This window comes from Xanthobacter sp. ZOL 2024 (genome assembly GCF_052932325.1).
Genome location: NZ_CM128808.1, coordinates 4,847,973 through 4,872,943 on the forward strand (window position 1 = coordinate 4,847,973; position 24,971 = coordinate 4,872,943).

20 protein-coding genes are annotated in these 24,971 nt (G+C 62.9%); 11 read left to right on the plus strand and 9 right to left on the minus strand.

From position 1 onward, the window contains the following. Nucleotides 1-63 precede the first annotated feature (63 nt). The 3 genes from ACU4E7_RS22245 to ACU4E7_RS22255 all read right to left on the minus strand — a co-directional run bounded on the left by ACU4E7_RS22245 (nt 64) and on the right by ACU4E7_RS22255 (nt 5,292). Complete coding sequence (locus ACU4E7_RS22245) at nt 64-696, minus strand: tyrosine-type recombinase/integrase (RefSeq protein WP_447020172.1); 633 nt, start codon at nt 694-696, stop codon at nt 64-66. 191 nt (nt 697-887) lie between these two features. After that, nucleotides 888-1,367, minus strand: coding sequence for a GNAT family N-acetyltransferase (locus ACU4E7_RS22250; protein WP_447020173.1), 480 nt, complete (start codon nt 1,365-1,367; stop codon nt 888-890). Between the two features lie 52 nt (nt 1,368-1,419). Further along, nucleotides 1,420-5,292, minus strand: coding sequence for a hypothetical protein (locus ACU4E7_RS22255; RefSeq protein WP_447020174.1), 3,873 nt, complete (start codon nt 5,290-5,292; stop codon nt 1,420-1,422). A 915-nt stretch (nt 5,293-6,207) separates the two neighbouring features. Here ACU4E7_RS22255 and ACU4E7_RS22260 point away from each other — a divergent pair. The 11 genes from ACU4E7_RS22260 (at nt 6,208) to ACU4E7_RS22310 (ending at nt 20,176) form a co-directional block, all read left to right on the plus strand. Next, complete coding sequence (locus tag ACU4E7_RS22260; protein WP_447020175.1) at nt 6,208-7,566, plus strand: tyrosine-type recombinase/integrase; 1,359 nt, start codon at nt 6,208-6,210, stop codon at nt 7,564-7,566. Between the two features lie 367 nt (nt 7,567-7,933). Further along, complete coding sequence (locus ACU4E7_RS22265) at nt 7,934-8,377, plus strand: hypothetical protein (protein WP_447020176.1); 444 nt, start codon at nt 7,934-7,936, stop codon at nt 8,375-8,377. Between the two features lie 65 nt (nt 8,378-8,442). Beyond that, nucleotides 8,443-9,759, plus strand: coding sequence for a TolC family protein (locus tag ACU4E7_RS22270; protein WP_447020177.1), 1,317 nt, complete (start codon nt 8,443-8,445; stop codon nt 9,757-9,759). Then, entirely contained in the window at nt 9,756-10,745 is a 990-nt protein-coding gene (gene ihpB / locus ACU4E7_RS22275; RefSeq protein ID WP_447020178.1) for a divalent metal ion exporter adaptor subunit IhpB, read from the plus strand. The genes ACU4E7_RS22270 and ihpB overlap by 4 nt, the downstream gene beginning before the upstream one ends. Then, complete coding sequence (locus tag ACU4E7_RS22280; RefSeq protein WP_447020179.1) at nt 10,735-11,136, plus strand: P-II family nitrogen regulator; 402 nt, start codon at nt 10,735-10,737, stop codon at nt 11,134-11,136. The genes ihpB and ACU4E7_RS22280 overlap by 11 nt, the downstream gene beginning before the upstream one ends. After that, a complete protein-coding gene (locus tag ACU4E7_RS22285; protein WP_447020180.1) occupies nt 11,133-14,342 on the plus strand; it encodes an efflux RND transporter permease subunit in 3,210 nt (1,069 codons plus the stop codon). Before ACU4E7_RS22280 ends, ACU4E7_RS22285 begins: the two co-directional genes overlap by 4 nt. Before the next feature lie 24 nt (nt 14,343-14,366). Beyond that, entirely contained in the window at nt 14,367-14,762 is a 396-nt protein-coding gene (locus tag ACU4E7_RS22290; RefSeq protein WP_447020181.1) for a hypothetical protein, read from the plus strand. A 737-nt stretch (nt 14,763-15,499) separates the two neighbouring features. Continuing rightward, entirely contained in the window at nt 15,500-15,739 is a 240-nt protein-coding gene (locus ACU4E7_RS22295) for a hypothetical protein (RefSeq protein WP_447020182.1), read from the plus strand. Between the two features lie 81 nt (nt 15,740-15,820). Then, the gene (locus tag ACU4E7_RS22300) at nt 15,821-16,300 is read left to right on the plus strand and encodes a hypothetical protein (RefSeq protein WP_447020183.1); all 480 of its coding nucleotides are present in this window, start codon (nt 15,821-15,823) and stop codon (nt 16,298-16,300) included. 326 nt (nt 16,301-16,626) lie between these two features. Further along, nucleotides 16,627-19,146, plus strand: coding sequence for a heavy metal translocating P-type ATPase (locus tag ACU4E7_RS22305; RefSeq protein ID WP_447020184.1), 2,520 nt, complete (start codon nt 16,627-16,629; stop codon nt 19,144-19,146). A 112-nt stretch (nt 19,147-19,258) separates the two neighbouring features. Then, on the plus strand, nt 19,259-20,176 hold the full coding sequence (locus ACU4E7_RS22310) for a LysR family transcriptional regulator (RefSeq protein WP_447020185.1): 918 nt from the start codon (nt 19,259-19,261) through the stop codon (nt 20,174-20,176). 21 nt (nt 20,177-20,197) lie between these two features. On the opposite strand, the gene ACU4E7_RS22315 is transcribed toward ACU4E7_RS22310, so the two are convergent. The 6 genes from ACU4E7_RS22315 to trbK-alt are packed head-to-tail and all read right to left on the minus strand — an operon-like array spanning nt 20,198 to nt 24,964. Further along, nucleotides 20,198-20,419, minus strand: coding sequence for a DUF2274 domain-containing protein (locus ACU4E7_RS22315; RefSeq protein WP_447020186.1), 222 nt, complete (start codon nt 20,417-20,419; stop codon nt 20,198-20,200). Nucleotide 20,420: 1 nt separating this feature from the next. Further along, nucleotides 20,421-21,668, minus strand: coding sequence for a TrbI/VirB10 family protein (locus ACU4E7_RS22320; protein WP_447020187.1), 1,248 nt, complete (start codon nt 21,666-21,668; stop codon nt 20,421-20,423). Continuing rightward, the gene (gene trbG / locus ACU4E7_RS22325; RefSeq protein WP_447020188.1) at nt 21,665-22,717 is read right to left on the minus strand and encodes a P-type conjugative transfer protein TrbG; all 1,053 of its coding nucleotides are present in this window, start codon (nt 22,715-22,717) and stop codon (nt 21,665-21,667) included. Before trbG ends, ACU4E7_RS22320 begins: the two co-directional genes overlap by 4 nt. Then, nucleotides 22,714-23,403: a conjugal transfer protein TrbF gene (trbF, locus tag ACU4E7_RS22330; protein ID WP_447020189.1), complete on the minus strand. Its 690-nt coding sequence runs from the start codon at nt 23,401-23,403 to the stop codon at nt 22,714-22,716. Before trbF ends, trbG begins: the two co-directional genes overlap by 4 nt. After that, the gene (gene trbL, locus ACU4E7_RS22335) at nt 23,400-24,707 is read right to left on the minus strand and encodes a P-type conjugative transfer protein TrbL (protein WP_447020190.1); all 1,308 of its coding nucleotides are present in this window, start codon (nt 24,705-24,707) and stop codon (nt 23,400-23,402) included. Before trbL ends, trbF begins: the two co-directional genes overlap by 4 nt. After that, nucleotides 24,704-24,964 (minus strand): putative entry exclusion protein TrbK-alt, encoded by a 261-nt coding sequence (gene trbK-alt / locus ACU4E7_RS22340; protein WP_447020191.1) that lies wholly within the window; start codon nt 24,962-24,964, stop codon nt 24,704-24,706. Before trbK-alt ends, trbL begins: the two co-directional genes overlap by 4 nt. Nucleotides 24,965-24,971: the final 7 nt, after the last annotated feature.

Consider the following 24,971-nt stretch of genomic DNA (forward strand, 5'->3'; position numbering starts at 1 on the left):
GGGCGGCACGCTGTTTCGCGCGTCGAAGCGGCCATCCGCGCTACCTCGGATGACCGCCCGACGTCAGATTTCCGCCCGCTCTGCCAGCAGCAGTGCGTCCTCCACGTCGACACCAAGATATCGGACGGTGTTCTCAATCTTGGAGTGACCGAGCAAGATCTGGATGGCGCGGATGTTGCCCGTCGCCTTGTAGATCATCGACGCCTTCGTGCGACGGAGCGAATGCGTGCCATACTCCTCTTGGCGCAGGCCGATCGCGGTCACCCATTCGTCAACGAGGCGAGCATACTGCCTTGTGCTCATGTGGTGCGCGTGATCGATCCGACTCGGAAAGGCATAATCCTCGACGGTGCCACCGCGCCGTTCCAGCCAGGCCAGCAGGCTCGCTCTCACGTCGCTGGTGATCTCGAACTGGACGGGCCGCCCCGTCTTCTGCTGGACGACGATCGCGCGAGTCCTAATCTCCGAACCGGCGACCACATCACGGATCTTGATCTTGACCAGGTCGCAGCCGCGAAGCTTGCTGTCGATGGCCAGATCGAACAGCGCACGGTCACGCATGCGTCTTTCGCGATCGAGGAAGAATCGAATTGCCCAGATCTGTTTCTGAGTGAGAGGGCGCTTGATGCCGACCAGCTTTCCGGCATTCCAAGCCGCACGCTCGCAGCTGGCATCGTCAAATTGAGAATGGCCCATGTGAGTTCTCCCTGACCTTGATTGGCCTAGGGAGAAACGTCGAGAGGGCGCCTACCACGCAGGGGCCGCTAGCCGACAGGCGGCTTTCCCAGTCAAAATTAGGTCAACAGACGTTTTCTCTCGGCTTCGACGCCCTTCAATCACAAACAGGCCAAGCTGAAGACAGGAATAGTCGTTTCATATTGCGGCGCTCACGCGCTAGAATCTACGCGACATTGAAACTGGATGGCGGGCACGCCGGAATCGTGGTCAAGGCACTCGGTACGCGGACCTCCGATCACCTTCTCAGCAAAGTGAAGGGACCCCATGTTCTCGCGATCGACCACCGCGTCGAAATACAGCTTCGGAATCCCGTTCCGGCGAAGCCCGCGGCATATCTCGTTGATCGCGGCCATCGCGACACGCTGCGCGCGCCCGGCACGTCGCCGAGATTCCATCACCGCGTAGCCAAGCTGGAAAGTTGGTACGCCCTCGATCGGCTCGGTCAGCGCGAGGAGCGCGACCGCCGCGACCTCGCCGCCTTCGACCAGCGCATATGTATATCTCGGTGCGCCGGCCGGCTTATCGACATGCACGAAGATGTCAGGATGGAAGTCCGCTGGCTGAACGGGAATTTCCCGCTGTGCGATCGCCCTGCGGAAGTCGATCAGAGCGTCCATCGGATCGGTCATGGCCGGCATCCTATTTCCTTCCATTGCGATCCCGAGCAGCAAGGCCAGCGCCTCATGAAGGCAGCTCAAACAGGATTCCGACGACCTCCATCAGCGCTGTCAATTTGGGCAGCCCCTGTTCCCCGCCGAAACTCAGCAACTCAGCTGGCGTCATCCCATCCGGGTTAAGGCTCTCGAGAACAACAAGTTGGCCGTGCGGTCGGAACCGCTTGAGGTACCGGGCGTCGGTATCGTCCACGGCGATTACCAGCCGTCCCTCCAATTGTGCGATCGCCGCGCTTGTCATCGGGACAGGATGGGTGATGATGTACTGGCCATCCAGCGCGACGGGTTCCGCACTGCGCCCCTCCACCTGAAACAGCTTGGCGTTCTTGAGCATTGCGTGGACCGCCGCGAAATCGGCGAGCGCGAGGAACTCCACATTGCCCGACTTGGGCGGCACCGGCAGTCGGCGTTTCGCAAAGAGGGTGCCGACTATCTTGCGCATGTGGATCTGCTCCTTTGGAGCGATCACGGGTTGTACGAGCGATGTCGGACCGGTGGCTTGGCCCGTCAGCACGGCGATGTGCGGGTGCACTTCGGTTTCGTTGTACCGACGCGCGAGCAGCTGGTCCTGAAACGTGGTGACGACGAGGTTGCGTTCGTGCACCGTTGCATAGTTGCTCACGATGATCACGTCGCCGATGTCAGCCACCGGGTCGAGCGTCCCCGCGGCCAGCTGAAAGGCCGCGTGGTTGTAGAGCGTGACCTGCTGCGCTTCCGACAAGTCCTCCATCTTGATTAGGCCATCGCCCGCGCGCCCATCGGTTTTCGCTGCCGCGGCGATGCCGGTGTGGAAAAACGGGACGGCTTTGAGGTCGGCGGGATCGGTCGCCGGGAACTCCACCACATTGTCCATCCAGGCGAACAAGCGCGGCTCGCCCACATGGGCCTCGAATTCGGCAAAGATCTTGAAGCAGGTGTGAAGCCGTGATTCGACCTTCCCCTCCCAGAACTCCCTGACGTCGATCGCCTGCGCGACACCGATCGTGCCGTCAAAATGATGATGCGCCTCGTTGATATGCTGCATTGCCTTACCGCCACCGCCGCCCGCGATGTACTCGAGCAGCTTGCCGAAGGACGGATTGGTGAATGGAGGCACGCTCGCAGTGCGCCGCGCCTTCATCAGCGTGACGAGTTCGTCCAGTGTCTTGTTGACGATGCCCGGATCCTCGGCGCGAAGCATGATCTTGAGCAGATCCTCCAGATAAATGCGGACATTCTGGACATAGGCGTGCCCCTTTTGGTCGTCGTTCGTGGCCAGTGCGTCGGCGAAAGCGCTTGCGAGCGAATCTCCGAATATGATCGTCGCCACCTTGGAGGCGTTGCACAGGCGCACGACCAGGCCCTGCTGGCCAGGCAGCTTCTCCGAGTTGACCAGCATCTGAAAAAACTGGCGCTCATGGGTGATCATGAGGATCTGCGCGCCCGCGATGTCGGTTGGATCGGCCTTGCCCAGCCTGGCGATCTCCTCGGCCCATTTGCGTTTGTTGCGCGGGTCGAAGGTGACCTGAGGATCGTCCAGCAACATCAAAGGAAATGGATTGGCACCAGCGTCGATGATCGCCTGCTCGCGCACGGCGAGCACGAAGGCCCAAAGGATCGCGCGCAACCAAGAGCTGTTGGCGACCAGCGACGCATCGACGCGCACACCGGGATCGAAGCTGGCCGCGATGAGGACCGCCTTCTTCGCCAGGGCGGCGTCCTCGAACGACAGTCGCTCCTTGAAATGGATCCGGTCCAGGATTGCCTTCATGCGCTCGGACAGCGCCGAGATCGATCCGGCGGTCTGGCCGGCGACGAGCAGACGCAGGTCCTTTAGAGGTATCAGCGCCGTTGCTATTGCTTCGCGGACGCGTTGCTGTTCGTGGATTGGAAGCCACAGATCCGCTTCCTTCGCGGCCGTTCCCAGGTCCTTGGCGAGTTGGTCGAGCGGGGCAGCGCGCTCCAAGGCCGCCTCCAGCGCCTGGATCCTGCCCTCGATGGAGTCGGCCGGATACGTTCCGTCCTCTGCCGCGCTGCCCGCCATCTCGCGCCAACCCGACGCGAACTGGGGCCGATGCTCATGCCACCACCCGGCCAGCGCCATCACACGCTCTACCTTGGCGATATAGCTCAGCAGCCCGGATGCCGCTGGCGGCGAGGCCGAATCCGGCGCCGTCATGGTGTGCACGAAGACGGGAAGTTTCTGCACTATGCTGTCAACGGCATCTGATGCGAATGCCGCTACGCCGGTCAGGACAGTTGAGAACGGTGCTCCTTGGACGAACACCTGTTTGGCAGCCTTCGAAAAGGCGTCGCGCGGCTGCATCGTCGACAAGATGTCGAAATGGGCGCCAACGGCCTGCGGCACAGAATCTTGGATCGATTTCTCGAGCTCTGTACAAACATCCGCTAGTCTTCGCTCGGCGACGGACGCTGCCTGCTTCAGAGTCGCAAGCTCGTGGGCTAGCGCAGCGCGCTTCTCGCCGGTCAGCTTTCCCTCGCACAAAGGGCAATCGGCGCTCTCGTGAGAATGGAGCGCCGGCTCGTAGAATCGGGATGCTAGCGCCTTCAGCCGCAGCTTCTGATCCTCGGCCTGTCGCTTGTCCCAAAGGATCGCTTCGGCAAGCCGGGCTTTTGCTTCGGTAAGCAGGTTCGGCAACGCCTGAAATTGCGTGTCTCCCGGAGCATTTGCGAGCGCTTTCCAGGCCGAGAACACATCGACGCCTTTGGAACTGTCGCCTAGTATCGCCCGCGCCGAATTGACCGCAGCCTTGATCTTGCTGCGATCGTCCGCATTGGCCGTGTCGAGTGTGGGTGCGATCTCCGAGGTCAGCACAGCGAGATGTGCGGCGGCCTGATCCGAAGCCAACTTCGCGGCGTCGCGAAGCTCCTCGGCGTAGCCCTTGTCCTCGCGCTTGCCCGCGACCTTCAGGTTGAAGTCGATCGCGCCCGCTGTTTGGGACGCGCGTTCAAGAGCGGCATCAAGGCGCGCCGCAATGGTGTCGCCCCCCTTGTCCAGCGTATATTTGAGAAAGCGCTTGGACCGATGGGTGAAATTGGCCGCGCCATCCGCGATGGCAGCCAGCTGATCGAGCCCGGTCAGGAGTTTGACTGCATCGTAGATCGACTGGCTGCGCTCGCCAAAGCCGATACGGGCGAGGCGAGCGGGCATAAGGAGGCCGACCTCCAGCAACTGGGGTGCCATCAGAAGGTCCGCCGAAATATCGACCTCGATCACGGGCTGGACGCCAGGCGCGGCCAGCAGTCTGCGGTATGCGTGGGCGGTGTTGCCGGTCGGATCGTGGAAGGTCAGCCGCACCCAGGTCTCGGCAGTGCCGGCCAAAGCGATTGCGCTGGCCGGATAGGACACAATGGAAGGCCAGTTTCCGATCGCTGAGCCAGCATCATTCTCGACAGGAGTTCGGACTCCGGTGTCGAGATGCAGCCCGTCTTGGTCGCGGCACCGATAGCCGGTCATCGCCCAGATGATCGCGCTGGCCAGCGACGTCTTGCCCGATCCGTTCTGACCTTCGAGGCACCAGTTTGCGCCGTCGAAAGGTACGGAAAAGACAGGTCCCCCGACCTGGTTCAATCCGCCGAAGCCGCTGGTTTCAAGTCGGGCCAGGCGCCAGGGGCCGGCATTCGTTGCCGGCCCGCTCTGCTCCGTCTCGGTCGCAGGATCGAAGGTCTCAAGCTCCCAAGCCGCAATTAGATCGTCGAAGAGGCTCTCGTGTGCGTCGGCCACTTTGGATTGCTCGCACGTGAGCAGGAAGTGGAATAAGCGCCGCGCACCGGCGGAGGCGAGGTGCACCGAGCCCGCCTTGTGGTCGCCGAACTTCGCCCAAGTGAGCGGCAGACCAGATAGAAGCCGCTGTTTTGCCTCGTAGAATGATAGCGCCATGTCCCCTCCGTGGAGGCAGGATAGCGCCGCAACAGATCGTCGATCCAGAGCAATAATAGCTTGAAATTGGATCGATCTCGCCAGCCACTAAACTTTATCGATGGCAGCTCCCAGGAGGATTCACAGAGCGTCTGAACGGCCGGAATGGGGGCGCAAAGCGGACGTGGCAGCAAGGGGCAGCTATGGGTCATCTTTGCCCTTGCAAACAGGGCTACTCCCTTCGGCCCGATCGTTAGGGTTCGACAAATCCTGAAGTACAATCCCGTTGGAAGCGGAGAGGGGAGCCCCTGCTGCGGGTGCTGTGCCTGTCATTCAGAGCGGCGGGATAGCGCCCTCCTTTGCACGACGCATCCGTCACAGAGAGCGTTCAGATCAGCAACCAGGGAGCGAGAAGTGGAGGCGAGAGCTGGGCGGCGGGATGAAAGACGGAAGCTCCCGGTGCTTGTAAGGAAGACCTGATCACCGCGGCGAGGCATAGGGGATCTACCGACCTCGTGGCACGCAAGAGACCGTGGGAGCCAGGGGCGCCAAGCCGCGCGTCTCATACCCTGTCGAATTTTGGGGCAGACAGGATTCGGATGCAGGTAGGGGCTGCGTCACGACCCTGCCAAGGCGGCCAATCAGCTTCCAGCGCGAGGGCAAAAACGGGCGTCCCCCCAACCCAAATGCCATGACAACCATTAGTTGAAATGGCGCACCCGACACGATTCGAACGTGTGGCCTCCGCCTTCGGAGGGATTACTGGTAGCTCCGCCGAGATCACGATGGAGCGCGAGAAAATGCGCTATTATACTGCTATTGAAAAAGAATTTGTGGCACCCGCTAGCCCAGGCTACGCTTCTCCACGCCACCTCTTTCTTCCCGTTGCTTACGTGGTGCTTACGCGAAACGGGGCGACCAGGGCGGAGGATCTCCATGGCTAAGCTCACCAAGAGGGCCGTCGATGCCGCGGAAGCCGGCGCCAAGGACTACGTGATCTGGGACGATGAGCTCCCTGGTTTTGGCCTCCGGGTTTTCACGTCCGGAAAGCGAAGCTACGTCCTTCAGTATCGGTCGGCCGGCCGATCGCGCCGGTTCACGATCGGGCTGCACGGAGTGTGGACACCGGAACGCGCGCGCCAGGAAGCCAAGGCGCAATTGGGCCGGATCGCGCAAGGCGACGACCCGGCCGAAGAACGGCTGCTCGATCGGAAAGCACTCACAGTCAAGGAACTCTGTGACCTCTACCTTGCCGATCTGCAGGCGGGTCTCATCCTCGGAAAGGGTGGGCGCCCCAAGAAGCCGGGCACGATCGCCTCCGATCTCGGCCGCATCCACCGTCATATCGTCCCTCTCCTCGGCTCGCGTCGCGTCAGGGACCTGACGAAAGCCGACATCACGAGGGCCATGAAGGACATCATGGCAGGGAAGACGCGTGTCACCGTCATGACGAAGAACCTGCGTGGCAAGTCCATCGTGAGAGGCGGCGCCGGCACAGCTACGCGGACAATCGGTCTACTCGGCGGCATCCTCACCTATGCGGTCGAAGCCGGGGTTATCGAAACGAACCCGGCACACGGCGTGCGGCGGCCGAAGGACAATGTCCGCGCCCGGCGACTGAGCGAAGCCGAATATCGCGTCCTCGGCGACCTGCTCAAGACGGCTTTCAAGAACGAGAACTACCGGATATCGGTCGAGATCATCCGCCAGATCGCCCTCACCGGCTGCCGGCGCATGGAGATGGTGACACTGCGATGGGACGAAGCCGATACCGATTGCAGTTGCCTGCGCCTGAAGGATAGCAAGGAGGGAAGCTCCGTCCGGCCTATCGGGCTACCCGTGGTGGAATATCTGGAGAGGCGCCGGAAGGACGCTATCGGAGATTACGTCTTCCCGGGCCGCGGCGGCGAGAGTGCGTTCGGCAGCTTCCCCAATCACTGGACGAAGATCTTCGCCAATTCGCCCTTGGCTGACATCAGCCCTCACGTCCTCCGCCACAGCTTCGCCAGCGTCGCGAACGACCTGGGTTTCACCGAGGTCACCATCGCCGCCTTGGTCGGCCATGCGAAGGGATCGGTCACGAGCAACTATATCCATACGCTCGACACTGCGCTGATCATGGCCGCCGATACCATCTCGGGCTACATCCAAGGGCTGCTCGACGGGATTGAGTTCAGGCAGACCGCCTATGCACTTGATCGCGGATCCCGGAAAGCAGCGTTGGCGCGGTTTTTGCTGAGCGCAGCAGGAAACTCGGATAGCGAGAGTAACCGCAACGAAGGCCTTGCCGTATGAAGCTGGTCGATGTTTCTAGGCTCAGGACTTTTCGATCGGAGTCAGAAGTGGGAGGCAGTTTCTACCAAGGCCCGTAGGCGACAAGGACGTGAGACTGCATCTGAGTGCATAAGATCAATGTCCCTCCGCGAGTTCCCCGTTTTATCACTTTTGAGCGTCATCCAACGCACGTCCTCTCAACCGCATTCATCACGGACTGCGCCCCAAAACTGAAACAAATGTTCAAGTTAGGTTCATTCCGCCAGATATCGGCGCTGAAGAAGCACCGCATTCGAGCAACTCTCCCATGCCTGCATCTCGCCGGCCCCATATCACAGAGAAGATGCGACGGTCCGTCATCGTATCCTCTCTTGACAGACGGGCGTTCATGCAGCCATTCAAGGGCATGCATCGCGTTCTGACCCGCATGTTGATCGCTTGTCGCGCACTGGCCTTTCGCCAGAGCGTGGTGCTTGTGCTCGTCATGGGTCTCGTCGCTGGCCCGATGCTCAACACGCTCACGGCGCGCCACTCTGAAGAGGCGGAAGCTGCTGTTGCCGGATTTTTGTTGGGCTTTTCAGATCCAGGCGCCGTGTTGCCGGACGCCCTCGCGATGGAACACGCTGAGGAGCGGTCTCAGAGTGGCGATAAATCCTCACCTCTGGCTGACACATCCACGGTAGATCACAGCTGTCACGGCTGCTCCGCGTTCGTGCTGCCTGTCGTGACCGCTGCGCCTCTTAGCCGCCTGACGCCAGTGCGCCTCGCGATTGAGCCGGCGGCCGTTTCGGGCCGCACCGTTCCTACCGAAATCCGCCCTCCTTCCGTCTGATCTGACCCCTGTCCGCGCGCCGGCGCTTTGCGCCTGCGTCCAGCTCACAGCTATCGGATCAGATCATGCCTTCCCGTGCCCTTGCGCGCGCGCTTGTGGCGGCCTTTGCGCTGCTTCCGGCGTCACAGACGCTTGCCGAATCCGCTCGTCTCCAACCCTCGCGCACTTCAACCGCAGGCCCTGCGGCCACGCGCCCGATCACATTGACCAGCGCTCTGGCGAGTGCGCTTGCCGCGAACCCCCGCCTCACCGCAGCAGAGCGGGACGTCGGCATGGCCTCGGGTCGTTCCGTTCAGGCGGCGGTTTTGCCCAATCCCGAATTGTCCCTCGAGGTCGACAATGCAATGGGCACTGGTTCCTACCAGGGGCTAGACCTCGCCGAGCAGACTCTACAGCTCAGCCAGTTGATCGAGCTGGGCGGCAAGCGAGAGGCGCGAATGGCGGCCGCGGGTGCGGGTGTCTCCGTCGCACGCTGGCAGCGTGAAGCGATCCGCCTGCAGGTGCTGGCGGAGACCACCGCGGCATTCTCCGCGGTGCTGGGGGCGCAGAATCGTGTGTCCATTCTCGCCCGACAAGAAAGAGCAATCGCCCGCTGGGCTCCCCTACTACAAATGCGGGTGGACGCGGGGGCCTCCTCGCCTGCCGAAATCTCCCGAGCGCGGGTCGCCGGCGACCTCGCAAGGGTGGAATTGGACCGCGCCAAGGCCGCTCTCGGCACCGCGCGACGCGATCTCGCTGTGCTCATGGGGCAGACTGAAGCGAGGTTCGGCCTCGCCACCGGCAATCTCTTCGGGGTCAGCGCCCCGCCACCCTTGTCACGCCTCCTCAAGGAAGCGCAAGGCAACCCTCAGCTCACACGCTTTACGGCTGTCCAGGGACAAAGACGGGCGGAACTAAGCGCCGCTCGTGCGAAAGCCGTGCCAGACGTGACCCTGGGCGTCGGCTACCGCCACTACAATGAGACCGCAGACAGCGGCGTACGCGTCACGCTCTCGATGCCGATTCCGATTTTCGACCGCAACGAAGGCGGCATCTACGAAGCACAGGAATCCCTACGTAAAGCCCAGGCGGAGGAGGCCATCGCGCGCAGCGCGCTGATCTCTCAGCTAGGAGCCGCCCACGACGCGCTCAAGGCCGCTTACGACGAAATCAGCCTGTTGCGCGACAGCACCATCCCGGGCGCACGCAGCGCCTTCGAGGGCGTGGAGCGCGGCTATGGCGAGGGGCGCTACACGCTGCTGGAATTGTTGGACGCCCAGTCCGCGCTCACTGATGCGTCGCTCCGCGAACTCGACGCTCTGGTCAAGTTCCACACCGCGCTCGCGACCATTGAGGGGCTGACCGGTCGGCCCGCGAAACTCAGCAAGGGAAAGACGAAATGAGCCGCACGGCGCGACGAGACCTGGCAATGCTCGTAGTCGGCCTCTTAGCCGGCGCGGGTGCCATCTACGCCTTCCAGGGACACCCGATGCAGGTCACCGAAGGAGTGGCAGCTCAGGCCGGCAGCGAGGCCGAAGAGAACCACAGCGAAGGCAGCGAATCCCATGGCGAAGGCGCCGTGGAACTGAACGAGGCGAAGCTCTCAACCGCCGGCATCGGACTTGAGACGGCGGGGCCGGAGAAGCTGCGGCAGAAGTTACGACTCAACGGCCTCGTTCAGACGAACCAGGAAACCGTGGTGCAGGTGACCCCACGGTTTCCTGGCATCGTGCGCGAAATCAAAAAGCGCATCGGCGACACCGTGCAGAAAGGCGACGTGCTCGCCATCATCGAAAGCAACCAAAGCCTGACCACCTATGACTTGAAATCTCCCATCGGTGGCACGGTCGTGGAACGGCAGGTCGCTCTGGGCGAATACGCCTCGGAGCAGAAGCCGGCTTTCGTCGTGGCTAATCTCTCCACCTTGTGGGTCGACTTGTCCGTTTATCGGCGCGACTTCGCCCGGGTGAGGGTCGGCGACAAGGTGGAGGTCGACCCCGATGATGGCGGCGCCCCCATCGCCGGTGAGGTGTCCTATGTCTCGCCTATCGGCGCCTCAGACACGCAAACGGCGCTCGCCCGCGTCGTAATCTCGAACGATGGTCTTCGCCTGCGCCCCGGCCTGTTTGCCGTAGGCACTATCACGCTCACGGAGAAACCAGTGGACCTGGCGGTACGCACCAGCGCGCTGCAGGCCATCGACGGGCGCCCAGTGGTGTTCGTGCGCAATGGCGACGCTTTCGAGCCGCGCGATGTGGAGATCGGCGACCGCGATGCCGAATGGGCCGAAGTGCTGTTCGGCCTGATGCCGGGGGATGTCTATGCCGCCAAGAACTCCTTCGTGGTGAAGGCCGAACTCGCCAAAGGGAGCGCCAGCCATGAGCACTGATCCCATCACCCGGATTGATCAACCGTCCCAGCGGGATCTGAAGCTGCTGACCGCACTTATCCATCCCTACCTTGAGGAGCGGGTGGTGCGGGCTCTCCAGGAACTGCCGCAATTCCCCGGATTCACGCTGGTGGAAGTCCGCGGTCAGGGCCGCGGCCGCGGTGTCGGCGGCACTTATGTGGCGACAGAATACGACCTCGTCTACCAGCGTCACCTGCGGTTAGAGATCGTCTGCACCGCCAGCGATTCAACGTCCATCGCCAACCTCATCGCCCGCGCCGGCTGGACCGGCGGACGCGGCGACGGAGTGGTGTTTGTCACGGCCGTAGACAGTTTCGCCCGCATCCGCGAGGCGGGCGCCCCACCCGAAAGCACGGAGGCGGCGCGATGATCGACGCCATCCTCGCCTTCTCCATCCGTCAGCGCTGGTTGGTGGTGCTCGGCTGCCTCATCGTCGGCGCGTTCGGAGCCTGGAATTTCACGCGTTTACCCATCGACGCGGTACCAGACATCACCAATGTCCAGGTGCAGATCAACACTTCCGCGCCAGGCTTCTCGCCGCTGGAGGTTGAGCAGCGCATCACCTTCCCCATCGAGACCGCCATGGGAGGCCTGCCAGGACTGCAATACACCCGCTCGCTCTCCCGCTACGGCCTCTCCCAGGTCACGGTGGTCTTTCAGGACGGTACCGACATCTATTTTGCCCGCCAACTGGTGAACGAGCGCATCCAGCAGGCGAAGGATCAGTTGCCGCAAGGCGTGGAGACCGCCCCTGGGCCCATCTCCACGGGCCTCGGCGAAATCTACATGTACACAGTGGAGGCGAAGCCCGGCTCCAAGAAGCCGGACGGCACACCCTATTCCCCCACCGAGTTACGGACCATCCAAGACTGGATCATCAAGCCGCAGTTGCGCACCGTGCCCGGCGTGGTGGAGGTGAACACCATCGGCGGTTTCGCCCGGCAGTTCCATGTGCTGCCCGATCCGGCGCGGCTGATGGCCTACAACATCTCGTTCCGCGATGTGATGACGGCGCTCGCCGCCAACAATGCCAATGTCGGCGCCGGCTACATTGAGCGCAATGGCGAGCAATATCTCGTGCGCACCCCGGGCCAGGTGGCCAACCTGGAAGAGATCCGGGACATCGTCATCGGCAGCCGCGATGGCACGCCTATCCGCGTCGGCGACATCGGCGAGGTGCGCGAGGGCCGCGAGTTGCGCACCGGGGCGGCAACGCTCAATGGCGAGGAGGTGGTACTCGCCACCACTATGCTCCTCATCGGCGAGAATAGCCGGACCGTGGCCCAGAGGGTGGCGGCGAAGCTTCAGGAGATCTCTGGCTCCTTGCCAGAAGGTGTGGTCGCCCGCGCCGTCTATGACCGTGCCCATCTGGTGGAAGCCACCATCGCCACGGTGGAAAAAAATCTTGTGGAGGGCGCGCTGTTCGTCGTGGTGGTGCTGTTCGTCCTGCTCGGCAATTTCCGGGCGGCGATCGTCACGGCATGCGTGATCCCACTGTCCATGATGCTCACCGTCACCGGCATGGTGGAGAACAAGGTCTCCGCCAACCTCATGAGCCTCGGCGCCATCGATTTCGGCATCATCATCGATGGGGCGGTGATCATCGTGGAGAACTGCCTGCGCCTTCTGGCAGAGGAGCAGCACAAGCGTGGCCGCCTGCTGACGCGGGCCGAGCGGTTCCAGACCATCTTCGCCGGCTCCAAGGAGGTGATCCGCCCGAGCCTGTTCGGCACCATGATCATCGCGGTGGTGTATCTGCCCGTGCTTACCCTCACCGGGGTGGAAGGCAAGATGTTCACGCCCATGGCGGTCACGGTGCTGATGGCCCTGGCCGCAGCGGCGCTGTTCTCCATGACGTTCGTGCCGGCGGCGGTGGCGCTGCTCGTCACCGGCAAGGTATCGGAACACGAGAACATCATCATGCGCACCGCTCGGCGCATCTACACGCCGCTGCTGGACGCCGCCATCAACTATCGCGCCGTGGTAGCGCTGGCGGCGGTGGGGCTCATCCTCGCCACGGGCGTCGCGGCATCGCGCATGGGTGGCGAGTTCATCCCGAGCCTGGACGAAGGCGACGCTGCCATCCAAGCCCTGCGCGTGCCCGGCACCAGCCTCACCCAATCGGTGGAAATGCAAGAGGCCCTGGAAAAGCGCCTGTTGCAGGTGCCTGAGGTGAAGGAGGTGTTCGCCCGCACCGGCACCGCCGAGGTCGCCACCGACCCGATGCCCCCCTCCATCTCGGACGGCTACATCATCCTGAAGTCCCGCGCCGAGTGGCCCGATCCGGGCAAGCCCAAATCCCAGGTGATGACCGAGATCGAAGAAGCCGCCGAGGATGTCGCCGGTAGCAATTACGAGCTGTCCCAGCCCATCCAGCTGCGCTTCAACGAACTGATTTCGGGCATCCGCTCGGATGTGGGCGTGAAGATTTTCGGCGACGATCTGGACACCCTACTGCAGGTGGCGGGGCAAGTGGAGGCCGTCATCCGCGCCATTCCTGGCGCGGCGGATGTGAAGAGCGAGCAGGTCTCCGGCCTGCCGATGCTCACCGTCTCACTCAACCGACCCGCCATGGCCCGCTACGGCGTCAGCGTGGCGGAGGTGCAGGAGTTGATCGAAGTGGCGGTGGGCGGCCGCGAAGCGGGGGTGCTGTTCGAGGGCGACCGGCGCTTCGAGATCATGGTGCGTCTGCCGGAGGAGTTGCGCACCGACATCGAGGCCCTGCGAGCCCTGCCCGTCCCCCTTCCGCCGTCCGTGGCCGACCCGGAGAAACCGCGTCCCGCGGTATGGGCCTCGGGCGCGAATGCCCAGATCCGCTATGTGCCGCTCGCCTCCATCGCCACCCTCGCCATTGCCCCCGGTCCCAACCAGATCAGCCGTGAGAATGGCAAGCGCCGTATCGTGGTAAGCGCCAATGTACGCGAACGCGACCTCGGCTCCTTCGTGAGCGAGGCGCAACGCCAGGTGACCGAGAAGGTAAAACTGCCAGAAGGCTATTGGATCGGCTGGGGCGGGCAGTTCGAGCAACTCGTCTCCGCCACCCAACGCCTGGCCATCGTGGTGCCCATCGCACTCGCGCTCATCTTTCTGCTGCTGTTCATGAGCTTCGGCTCAACGGCGGATGCGGCGCTCGTGTTCTCCGGCGTGCCGCTGGCCCTCACCGGTGGCATCGCGGCGCTGCTGCTGCGGGACCTGCCCCTCTCCATCAGCGCCGGCATCGGCTTCATCGCACTTTCGGGCGTGGCGGTGTTGAACGGCCTCGTCATCATCGCCTTCATCCAGAGGCTGCGTGACGAGGGACGGGACATCGTCACCGCCGTACGGGAAGGCGCCCTCACGCGCCTGCGGCCCGTGCTCATGACGGCGCTGGTGGCCTCCCTTGGCTTCGTTCCCATGGCGCTCGCCACGGGTGCCGGCGCCGAGGTGCAACGGCCACTCGCCACCGTGGTCATTGGCGGCATCGTGTCGTCCACCATCCTCACATTGCTCGTGCTGCCAGCGCTCTACGTGCTGTTCCGACGCGAAACCAAGGCCGCCGCGCCCGCCGACGCCGTGGTGGAAAATCCAGCTTCCTGAACTTCTGAGAACGGAGACCGACCCATGCTGAAGCATCTGATCGTCGCCACAGGTCTACTCATTGCCAGCCCCATACTGACCCAGGCCAACGCCGAAAGCGGCCACGCGCACGGTGCCCAGAAGGGCCCCCACGGTGGCGCGCTGGAGGATATCGCTGGCGTGCACGCCGAGATCGAAGTTTCCGGCAACACTCTGACGGTCCATGTGCTCGACGGCACTGGCAAGGGCGTGGACACCACGGGCTTCAGCGGCTCCGCCATGCTGGTTCTGGGCGGCACTCGCAAGACCCTGCCGCTAAGGCCCTCTGGCGAGACCCTGATCGGCGAGGTCGCCACGCCCATTGCGCCGGGCACAGCCGTGACGCTGGTGCTGAAGACCGCCGCCGGCAAGTCCGGTCAAGCCAAGTTCACAACTAACTGAGGAACGCCCATGACTGGAACACGCACGCCATGGCGACGCATCGCCACCCTCGCCGCCCTCGCCGCTCTTACCCTCCCGACCAGCGCCGCCTTCGCGCTCGACCCCCAGCCAAAGACCTATCGCGCGAAGCAGCAGCACGAATTCCGCGATGTGCAGTTGGGCCTTTCCCATCCCCCACCTCACGGTCGCAGCACCTCCACCAACCGAGCAGGAAACGGCCGCATGAATGGAAACAACGGCAGCACAAACGCGGCTACACAGGGCCACGGACTGCCAGGCGACCAGAGTTCTCGGCAGAGAGCCTTCTGGTGATGAAGCAAGTTTTCAACCCACTGGCGGGACTTATGACATGAGAGGGAGGCTGCTGCGGGGTATTCTATTATCCCTCCTGCTTGCGCTTGGGCTATGTCTTGCGCCGCTTGGCGGCAGCAATGCCCTGTATGTGCAGCCCATGACTGCAGCAAACCTGACCAATGCCGCGCACCATCAGGAGCAGGATTCGTCCTCAGGGAAACCGGTCTGCGCGCTGGTGCGGTGCGAGTGCCACGCCTGCCCACACCTCGCTGTGACGGCGCCGTCGAAGTCGGCAGTCCGGTCGGATCTGAGGAGCAGGTGGCCGCAGGACGATTCTGTTGTGGTCGGCGTCATCCTTGAGCTGATTCCTCCCCCGCCCCGAACCGCGGATGTTGAAATGGACTGAACAATTGCAACCGACGCTCAACATTCGAGATTCGATCATGAAACGCTATATCGTCGCCCTTAGCTTCACTCTCCTTCCGGTCATGGCCGTAGCCGAGCCCTATCCCTCGACGCTCACGGTAGAGGAACAAGAGCGGCACGAATTCATCGACGCCCAGAAAAATAGCTACCCCAGCGGGCGAGACGAAGGCGCTGCAAAGTCGTCCCCTCCTCTGCCTACCGGTGCCACAAAATCGACGGGCAGGGCGACCTGGACAGCCCCCGGCACACAGCAGTGATGTCGAAGGCTTGAACCGAGAGGGGCGGCAATTTCTGCCCCTCTCACCCTTAGATGCCACCAATATGCGCGAGATGAAATCATGCGGATCTTTTTGGCCTTGGTCACGCTTCTTGCCCTGACTACAGGACCTTCCGGTATGGGGCCGGTGCGGGCGGCCGCTATTGCCGGCAACCAACCGGCTCCTGCGGACATGAGAACGCAAGCCACCGCACACCTTAAATTCCTCTACGCGATGTATTTTGCCATCCGAGGCTGCACGGAAGCGGCCGACGAACAATCAGAACCTAAGTTCAAGCCCACAGTGAGCCTCGCCGAGGCTCAACGGATTCTTCGTGCAGCGGACGTCTCTGCCCGATCGGTAGGCATAGATGTTGATCAGGCCTGGCTCGAGATGAGCTCGATCGGCCAAGCCGCAGGTGAAGCACTGAAGCAGAAGGACGAAAACAATTTTCAGAAATGTCATCAAAGTGGAATGTTCTTCAGAACAATTACATCAAAATTGCAAATGACAATTATCCAGCTTAAGGGGTCAATTCCTTTGATCGAAAAGGACTTCTGAGGTGTATCGAGCACCGTCGACCGTGGACGGATTCCCTGCCTCGCCACCAGCGTCGATGGCTCTGACCGTCAATGTGTCAAGAGATGGAAATGTCAAGTCGGCCACGCCGGCAAGACCCGCCTAGCACGCTTTCACATATTTTTCTGAAATTATTAATTAATACATATCTTAAGTTATTGGTTTTGTGATGTAAATACATATCCATGCGCGTATCACGATAGACAGTATTGCATCAAAACGGATATTATTTACGAGCAGACGTAGAAGCCGAGTCAATACACCTTAAGTGCGCCACACATGCGACAACCCCCAGGAACCTCAGCGTCATGATTGAGAAGCTTCGACTAGACGTTCCGGTCCTACTTCCGACCATACCCGACACTACGGACGCCTGTGTGGCCCGGCTGATTTCCGAGTTGGAGGGACGCGAGGGCGTCGAGTATGTACATGTCGCCGCCGGAGAGCGGGCCCAGCTCTGCGTTCACTACGACGCAACTGTCATAGCTTTGTCCCACATTCGGGATTTGGCGGAAAGTGCGGGGGCGCGCCTTACCGAACGGTTCGGCCACGCGATTTGGGAGGTGGAGGGGATTGCCCACGAACGGCGCGCGCACACCGTTGCCGAAAGCTTGCGCAAACTACCTGGCGTGCTGGAAGCGGAAGCCAGTTCGTCCGGGGTCGTGCGTATCGAGTTCGACCGCGAAGTCGCGACAGAGCAGGAGATCAGAAAAGCTCTGACTCAAATGGAGGTTACTGTAGCGGAGGACGCCGCCACCCAGCCCCGACGCATAAAGCCGGATTCGCACACGGACCATAGCCACGGGGCAAGCAGCCGTGTGCATGCCGACGCGGAGCAAAGGGACGCAGAGGCCGAGCATGATCACGCCCATGGCGGCTTTCTCGGACCCAATACAGAACTGATATTCTCCCTGGTCTGCGGCGCGCTACTGGCGATCGGCGCTGTCACCGCGAACCCGATTGCTGCAGCTCCGGACTGGCTTTCCAATGCTTGTTATATCGCAGCATACGTCTTCGGTGGATTCTACACGGTACGAGAGGCTGTGGAGAATCTGCGCCTGCGCAAATTCGAGATCGATACCCTCATGCTCGTGGCGGCGGCAGGCGCGGCTTCGCTCGGGGCCCTTGCTGAAGGTGCGCTGCTGCTCTTCCTGTTCAGTCTCGGCCATGCTCTGGAGCATTACGCCATGGGCCGTGCGAAGCAAGCCATCGCGGCGCTGGCGGAACTCGCACCACGAACCGCAACCGTCCGTCGCGAAGGGAGCAACATCGAGTTACCCGTCGAGGACCTCCTGATCGGCGACGTGGTGATCGTCCGGCCTAACGCGCGGTTGCCGGCCGACGGCTTCGTGGTGGCGGGCTCGTCCCCGGTCAATCAGGCCCCGGTCACGGGGGAGAGCATTCCCGTGGATAAGAGCCCCGTGGAGGATGCGGCGGCGGCGCGTGAGCGTCCGGATACTGTCGATGCCAGTTCGCGCATCTTCGCTGGAACGATCAACGGCGCCGGAGCGATTGAGGTGGAGGTCACTCGCCTGTCGGAGGACACGGCGCTCGCCAAGGTCGTGAAAATGGTGAGTGAGGCGGAAACACAGAAATCTCCGACACAACGCTTTACCGAGAAATTTGAGCGCTTCTTCGTCCCGGTAGTCCTGGGACTTGCCGTCCTGCTACTGTTTGCCTGGGTGGTCGTGGACGAGCCGTTCAGCGCCAGTTTCTACCGCTCGATGGCCGTCCTGGTTGCGGCGAGCCCTTGCGCCCTCGCAATCGCCACCCCCAGCGCCGTGCTCTCTGGCGTTGCACGGGCCGCGCGCGGCGGTGTGCTTGTAAAGGGAGGCGCGCCGCTGGAGAATCTCGGCGCCCTCAAAGCCATCGCCTTCGACAAGACCGGAACATTGACGGAGGGCAGGCCTCAGATCACCGATGTGATGCCAGCCCCAGGTGTTTCCTCTGAAGACCTGCTCACCGTGGCCGTAGCTGTGGAGGCTCTCAGCGACCATCCCCTCGCCGCCGCCATCGCTCGCGACGGGCGCAAGCGGCTCGAGGGGCATGACATCGGTGAGGCTCGCGATCTCGAAAGCCTGATCGGACGTGGAGTGACCGCAATGTTCGCTGGTGAGCGCGCATGGATTGGGAAAGCGGAGATGTTCGGGAGCGAAGGGATCGCACCTCTGAGCCCCGCAATGGTGCAGACGATCGGGACGCTGAGGGAAAAGGGCCGCACCACGATGATCGTGCGGCTCGGAGACCGGGATTTGGGAGCCATCGGCCTGATGGACACCCCGAGGTCCGAAGCGAGGTCCGCGCTGAAGCGTCTCCGCGAGCTCGGCATGACGCGGATGATCATGATATCCGGCGACCACCAGAAGGTTGCTCAAGCCATTGGCCAGGATGTGGGCGTGGACGAGGCTTGGGGCGACCTGATGCCTGAGGACAAGGTCAAGGCCGTCCGGGCGCTGCGAGATGAAGCAAAGGTCGCGATGGTCGGAGACGGCGTGAACGACGCGCCGGCTATGGCCAATGCCACAGTCGGTATCGCTATGGGCGCCGCCGGCTCCGACGTCGCCTTGGAAACAGCAGATGTCGCGCTCATGGCCGATGATCTAAGGCATCTGCCGTTTGCGGTTGGACTCAGCCGCCACACCCGCGCGATCATCCTGCAAAATGTGTTCATCAGCCTCGGCGTTGTGGCTCTCCTGCTTCCCGCAACCGTTTTGGGCCTCGGCATCGGGCCCGCTGTCGCAGCACATGAAGGCTCCACACTCGTGGTCGTATTCAATGCTCTACGCCTGTTAAAATACCGTGACCCGAAAAATAGAAGTGGACTTTGATAAAAAACTACCAACCACCATTCACGGCCATGCGCGAGAGGCATATCGCTATGCAAAAATTCCAAAATTTCCGCATATCTAATGCGATAAATTCATCGCAAATGACCTGACAATGAATGAAACCCTGCGGTTTGCATTTGGAAGCATGAGACATTTGCAATATTTTGTCACCGCTGCGGAGGCGGGAAGCCTCCGACGAGCTGGGGAGGTGCTGGGGTTACAGGAATCGACAGTTAGCCGAGCAGTACGAGATCTAGAGGATCGACTCGGCGCCTCGTTGTTTATTCGGCATCCCAGCGGTGTGACTCTTACATTGGCTGGACAGTGTTTTCTCCGTCGCGCACGTCAGGCACTCGTTCAAATTCAGCAAGGTTTAGATGAGGTCGCAGCAATCGGATGCTCGCAAGACGGCATCTTAAGGATTGGAATTTTCCCCACTTTGGCCTCTGGCTTTTTGGGCGACCTTTTTCGTGCTTATGACACACATCATTCAAACGTGCATATTGAATTTGTCGATGCGGAAGCTAATGACCACGCGGCTGCCATTCGCAACTTCGACATTGATGCTGCGTTCGTTTTCGGCAAATTTCAATGGGCTCAATGTGATTCTCTACATCTTTGGACCGAAGAAGTCTTCGTAGCTCTATCGGAAGGCCATCCGTTGACGCGCAAGGAAAAAGTCACATGGCAGGATCTTGTTGACGAAAAGTTTCTTGTGCGGAGTGCTGGCTCGGGAGGCGAGGTGCGCGAATATCTTAGAAGGCGCCTAGCCGTTCTTGGGCGCCGCCCGCTCATCAATGCACAACGGATCGGTCGTTCCAGTTTGCTGGGACTTGTTGCCACGGGTCGCGGGGTGGCTGCCGCCACGCAGTCTGAAACTGTGATCTCAGTGCCTGGCGTCGTCTATCGTCCTATCATGGGCGAAGCACTGCCCATCTCGGTGATATTCTCACGACGAAACGACAATCCAGCCTTTCGAGCTCTGCTTAGTCTCGCACGCAGCATGGCTCAGGGGTCGGATCGAAGCTGATTGACGTAGAAAGCACAGGCTTCACTGGGCTCCGAGACGCATTTTCATGAAAACTCGATCTGTGGAGATGAAGCGTTCGAGCATCGGCGCTATCAGCTTTGTTGGATCAGCGGCCGACCGGCCCGATTGTTCGCCAAGCATGTTAGCATAGGCAGCAAGATCGCGATGGAGTTTGGCCGGCAGTTCCACAGTCACCTTCACTGGTTTGTCGTCGAGAATCTCCGCGAGCTTCAGCTTAGCCACGTCAGCCTCCATAGGGTTCGAGAACGAGATCGCGCGTGACGATGACCCGCACCGGGAAGCCTGGCCGGATGGTCAGCGTCGGCGAGATGTTGAGCTGGCGCTGGACGATCTGCCGACCGGTCTGGCTGATACTGTCGGAGGCGCCTTCGCGCAGGGCGCTCATGAGGTCGCTGTCGTTACCTGAAGAGCCGGCGTTCGCGCCGATGCTCAGGATGGTGGAGAGCACCGCGGCCTTGAACAGCTCGCCCCAGTGATAGTCGACCCCATCCTCAAGCCCGGCATAACCCTCAACATCGGCGCCAGGCTGGCGCTCCAGCACGATGGAGCGGCCATTGGGGAAGACGAGGCGGTTCCAGACAAGGAGAACCCGGCGCTGCCCGAGGCCGACGCCATTGTCATACTGGCCGACAATGCGGGTGCCCTGGGGGATCAGGAGGATCCGGCCCGTCGGGCTGTCATGGACATTCTCGGTGACCTGGGCCGTGATCAGCCCCGGTAGGTCGGAGCGGATGCCGGTGATCAGCGCCGCAGGGATGACGGCGCCCGCCTGCAAGATGGCGGCAGAGGCCGGAGCCACCACACGGTCTGGCGATACGGTGCGTCGGTCCACTGCCTGGTTGAGGAAGGCGAGCTGGCGTTCTTGGGCTTTTGGTGTCGCCCCCTGGGGGGCAAGACCGAGAGACGTGAGGTCCGGGGCAGGTGTCGCAGCTGGCACCGAAGTGACGCTCGCCTGTTGCGCCACAATCGGGCTCTCCGGCCGCGTATTGGTCTGGGCAAACAGCCGCCCGGTCCGCGCCGCCTCGCTCTCCTGTTGCAAACGCTGCTCTTCGGGACTCAAAGCAGGACTGGGCATGCCTCCCATTGTCGGAACTAGTGGCTGGGTTGCAGTCTGCGTATTCAAGATCGGCCGGCCGAGGTCGCCCGGCAGCGGCGGCCCCAACTTGGGGATGCCAGTGTAGTCCTTGGGCAGCTCGGCGAGCCCGTCCGGCGTCCCCTTGACGTCGGTGGCGTAGAGCTCCTGGCCCGGCCCGTGGTCCTTGCGGACCTGGAGGGCGTAGATCAGCGCTCCACCGATCCCGAGACCAGCGATCAGCCCCATTCCGGCCAGCACCTTCCGGGACAGGCGGGCCACCCGCGGCGGCTCCGGCCGCAGCCGCATGGCCGCAGCGGACTCGCCTGTCAGCGGCCGGGCGCCGTCATCGCCGTCCGGTCCAGGTCCTTTCTCCTTCCCGGGGTCGATGCCGCTCATATGACCGGTCTCCCGTCGGTGCGGGAGATGCGCACGCGCTTTTGGTTATTGTCGGAGCCAAAGCGCAGCTCGGCCGCGGCGAACAGCCGGTCGACGATCATGTAATTGCCGCGCACGCGATAGTTCACCAGCTCGGAGGTGTCGCCCTCAGGGCCCACCACGAAGAGCGGCGGCATCTCGCCCTGGGCGATGCCGCGGGGAAACTCGATGAACACCTGCTGGCCATCGTCGAAGGCGCGCAGCGGTCGCCATGGTGCCCGGTCGCCCGAGACCTCGTAGCGGAAGTTCACCCGCGAGAGGTCGATGCCGGTGGCGACCGGCTGCACCGCCTGGGCCTCGGCATTCTGACGCCGCAGGGCGATGAGCTGGTCCTGCGGGTACTGCCAGGAGACCGAAGCCATGTAGGTTTTCTCGGTGGAGCGCAGCTCCATGTGATAGGTGCGCAGATTGGTGTTGATGACGAGATTGGTGGTGAGGTCGGGCCGCGTCGGCTTCACCAGGATGTGGACCTGCTTCCCAGTCCCCGCCCCGCTCTCGGTGTCGCCGATGATCCAGCGCACCGTGTCGCCGGCGGCGACCGGCCCCGAGCCCACCAGTTGCTCGCCAAGCTGGAGGGCGATGTCGGTGACCTGCCCGGGCGCGGCATAGACCTGATAGAGGGCACCCTCCACGAAGGGATAGACCTGCATGGAGTTGATGAAGCCATTGCGCACCGGCTGGACCCGGGCGGCCGCATTGGCCTGCTTGACGCGGGCTTTCGGATCGGCCGGCTCGGGTTCCGCTTTCCCGTCCTTGCCCACCGGCTTGAGTTGGCCGGGCAGCGGGAGGGGCTTCGGCAGCTCGACGATGCGCACCGGCCCCGGCGGCTCGGCCTTGAAGATGGCCGGCGGGGAATCGTCGTAGGCGATCTCCGGCGGCTTCTGGAATGTGGCGCAGCCCCCGAGCGCGGAGGTGCAAAGCAGCAGAAGCGGTAAGCCGGACTTACGGAAATCCGGAAAGAAGAGGACACGGGAAGCCGGCCTCCCGGAAGTGCGGACGGCAGGCGTCATTGGGCGAGTTCCTTCGACCAGTTGATGGCGTTGACGTAGATCCCGAGGGGATTGGCGCGGAGCCGCTCGGCATCCCGCGGCGCTTGCACCACGACGGTGAGGATGGCGCTCCAGCGGGCGGTGTCGGCGAGGCTGCCGTCCTGGTAGCGGCGCTCAGTCCAGGCGATGCGGAAGGAGTCCGGCGAGGCGCGGATGACGCTCGAGACCTCCACCGCCACCTGCTGCTTGCCGACCCGGGCGAAGGGATCGTTGGCGCGGGCGTAATCGTTGAGGGCGATGGCGCCGGCCTGGGTCGTATAGGCATATGCCCTGAGCCAGTTCTGCCGCACGATGACAGGATCGGCGGAGATGCCGCGCACCTCCTCGATGAAGCGGGCAAGGTGGAAGGCGATCTGGGGATCGGACGGGCGGAAGTCCGCGGCGGCGGGCGCCACCGCCTGCGCCTGGCCGAGCTTGTCCACCTGCACGACCCAAGGGACCACCGAACCACTCAGGGCCTGCCAGGCCAAGGCGCCAGAGAGGCCGGCCGAGAGGGCAAGGCAGCCGAAGGCCATGAGGCGCCAGTTCTTCGCCTGGACTCGGGCTGAACCGATGCGATCGTCCCAGACTTGGGCCGCGCGCTGATAGGGCGTCTCGGGCTCGGGTGCGCGGCCGTAATGAACCGCAGGTCGCTTGAAGAGCGTCATGGGCGATCGCTTTCAGAGAGGGAGATGGACGATCCGCCGCCATGGCTGTCGCCGGACCGCACCGCATGGGTCGCGGCCTGGACCCCATGGGACATCTGCTGGGAGCGCCGCATGCGCCGCGCCCAATCGGGGACATCGCTGGTGGAGGCACTTGTCGGAGCTGGACCGCTCGGCGAAGGGGGATTCGGGCTGGCTGCGGTCGATGCCGTCTCGCCCGCGGCATCGGTGGAACGCCGCAGGGGAGATGTCGCTGCCGCACCGGCCGCCCTCGCCATGCCGCCAAGGCCACCTGCGACACCGGAAAGACCCGACTGGCCAGTAGCGCCGGCGCCGTACGCAGATGCTGCGCTTCCAGCGAGGCTCGCTCCCGCTTGCGCGGCGGCAGCGGTCCCGGAGAGCGCCGCGCCGGCCCCGCGTGCGGCAAGGCCCGCGGCACCGGCTCCAGCGAACGCGACGCCACCCGCGGCAAGCCCGGCCCCTACGGCAGCGCCGGCCCCGAGCTGGGGGGCGCCCGTGATCAGTCCGGTGGCGATCCCGGGCCCGAAGATCCCGAGGCCCAGGAGCGCCAGCGCGGCCAGGACGGCGGACAGGGCCTGGCTAATGGTCGGCTGGGCATCGCCATAGCTTGAGGTGAATTGGGAGAAGAGCCCCGAGCCGATGCCGACAATGACGGCGAGCACCATCACCTTCACGCCGGAGGCCACGATGTTGCCGAGCACCTTCTCGGCCAGGAAGGCGGTCTTACCGAAGAAGGCGAAGGGGATGAGGACGAAGCCGGCGAGCGTCGTCAGCTTGAACTCGATGAGGGTGACGAAGAGCTGCACCGCCAGGATGAAGAACGCGATCAGGATTAAGAGCCAGGAGACGAGAAGCACGGCGATCTGCACGGCATTGACGAAGATCGCCACCGGTCCGGTGAGCTGGCTTGCCGCATCGAGCATCGGCTGGCCGGCGGAGAGGCCCACTTCCGCAAGACGCCCCGGCCGCAGGAAGTCCGCAGTGCTGATGGCGGACCCGCCGGCCTTGAGGCCGAGCCCGGCGAAGCTCTCGAAGACGATCTGGGCCAGAGAATTGAAGTTGCCGATGATCCAGGCGAAGAAGCCGATGGCAAGGGTCTTCTTCACCAGCCGGCGCATGACGTCCTCGTCGGCACCCCAGGCCCAGAACAGGCCGGCAAGGGTGATGTCGAGGGCGATCAGAATGGAGGAGAGGCCCGTCACGTCTCCCTTGATCAGGCCGAAGCCGGAATCGATGTAGCTGGTGAAGGTGTTGAGGAAGGTGTCGATGACCCCTACGTCGTTCATGGCGCGGCTCCTTCCACGGGCTTGCCGAAGAAGTGGCGGCGGTTCTGCTCCCAGAGCGAGGCGCAGCGCGGATCGATAGGATCGGCCGCCTCCTGCGTGGCGCAGCTCTTGAGATCGGCCGAGGAGACGGGCGCGGCCTTCCCCCACACAACAACGTCGGGCTCCGACCGCTGACCCGCGGCGGCAGCGAGCGCAGCCAGCACCGCGCCCACCAGGCCGGCGACGATGAGGGTTCGAAGTGCGGTGTCCCGGTCCATGGGGTCG

What these genes read in the sequence shown, in the direction of transcription:
- ACU4E7_RS22320 (WP_447020187.1), bottom strand. Translation starts at nt 21,668, where the DNA reads ATGAGCGGCATCGACCCCGGGAAGGAGAAAGGACCTGGACCGGACGGC.
- ACU4E7_RS22270 (WP_447020177.1), top strand. Translation starts at nt 8,443, where the DNA reads ATGCCTTCCCGTGCCCTTGCGCGCGCGCTTGTGGCGGCCTTTGCGCTG.
- ACU4E7_RS22255 (WP_447020174.1), bottom strand. Translation starts at nt 5,292, where the DNA reads ATGGCGCTATCATTCTACGAGGCAAAACAGCGGCTTCTATCTGGTCTG.
- trbK-alt (WP_447020191.1), bottom strand. Translation starts at nt 24,964, where the DNA reads ATGGACCGGGACACCGCACTTCGAACCCTCATCGTCGCCGGCCTGGTG.
- ACU4E7_RS22245 (WP_447020172.1), bottom strand. Translation starts at nt 696, where the DNA reads ATGGGCCATTCTCAATTTGACGATGCCAGCTGCGAGCGTGCGGCTTGG.
- ACU4E7_RS22305 (WP_447020184.1), top strand. Translation starts at nt 16,627, where the DNA reads ATGATTGAGAAGCTTCGACTAGACGTTCCGGTCCTACTTCCGACCATA.
- trbG (WP_447020188.1), bottom strand. Translation starts at nt 22,717, where the DNA reads ATGACGCCTGCCGTCCGCACTTCCGGGAGGCCGGCTTCCCGTGTCCTC.
- trbF (WP_447020189.1), bottom strand. Translation starts at nt 23,403, where the DNA reads ATGACGCTCTTCAAGCGACCTGCGGTTCATTACGGCCGCGCACCCGAG.
- ACU4E7_RS22290 (WP_447020181.1), top strand. Translation starts at nt 14,367, where the DNA reads ATGCTGAAGCATCTGATCGTCGCCACAGGTCTACTCATTGCCAGCCCC.
- ACU4E7_RS22310 (WP_447020185.1), top strand. Translation starts at nt 19,259, where the DNA reads ATGAATGAAACCCTGCGGTTTGCATTTGGAAGCATGAGACATTTGCAA.
- ihpB (WP_447020178.1), top strand. Translation starts at nt 9,756, where the DNA reads ATGAGCCGCACGGCGCGACGAGACCTGGCAATGCTCGTAGTCGGCCTC.
- ACU4E7_RS22285 (WP_447020180.1), top strand. Translation starts at nt 11,133, where the DNA reads ATGATCGACGCCATCCTCGCCTTCTCCATCCGTCAGCGCTGGTTGGTG.
- ACU4E7_RS22250 (WP_447020173.1), bottom strand. Translation starts at nt 1,367, where the DNA reads ATGACCGATCCGATGGACGCTCTGATCGACTTCCGCAGGGCGATCGCA.
- ACU4E7_RS22295 (WP_447020182.1), top strand. Translation starts at nt 15,500, where the DNA reads ATGAAACGCTATATCGTCGCCCTTAGCTTCACTCTCCTTCCGGTCATG.
- ACU4E7_RS22260 (WP_447020175.1), top strand. Translation starts at nt 6,208, where the DNA reads ATGGCTAAGCTCACCAAGAGGGCCGTCGATGCCGCGGAAGCCGGCGCC.
- trbL (WP_447020190.1), bottom strand. Translation starts at nt 24,707, where the DNA reads ATGAACGACGTAGGGGTCATCGACACCTTCCTCAACACCTTCACCAGC.
- ACU4E7_RS22265 (WP_447020176.1), top strand. Translation starts at nt 7,934, where the DNA reads ATGCAGCCATTCAAGGGCATGCATCGCGTTCTGACCCGCATGTTGATC.
- ACU4E7_RS22300 (WP_447020183.1), top strand. Translation starts at nt 15,821, where the DNA reads ATGCGGATCTTTTTGGCCTTGGTCACGCTTCTTGCCCTGACTACAGGA.
- ACU4E7_RS22280 (WP_447020179.1), top strand. Translation starts at nt 10,735, where the DNA reads ATGAGCACTGATCCCATCACCCGGATTGATCAACCGTCCCAGCGGGAT.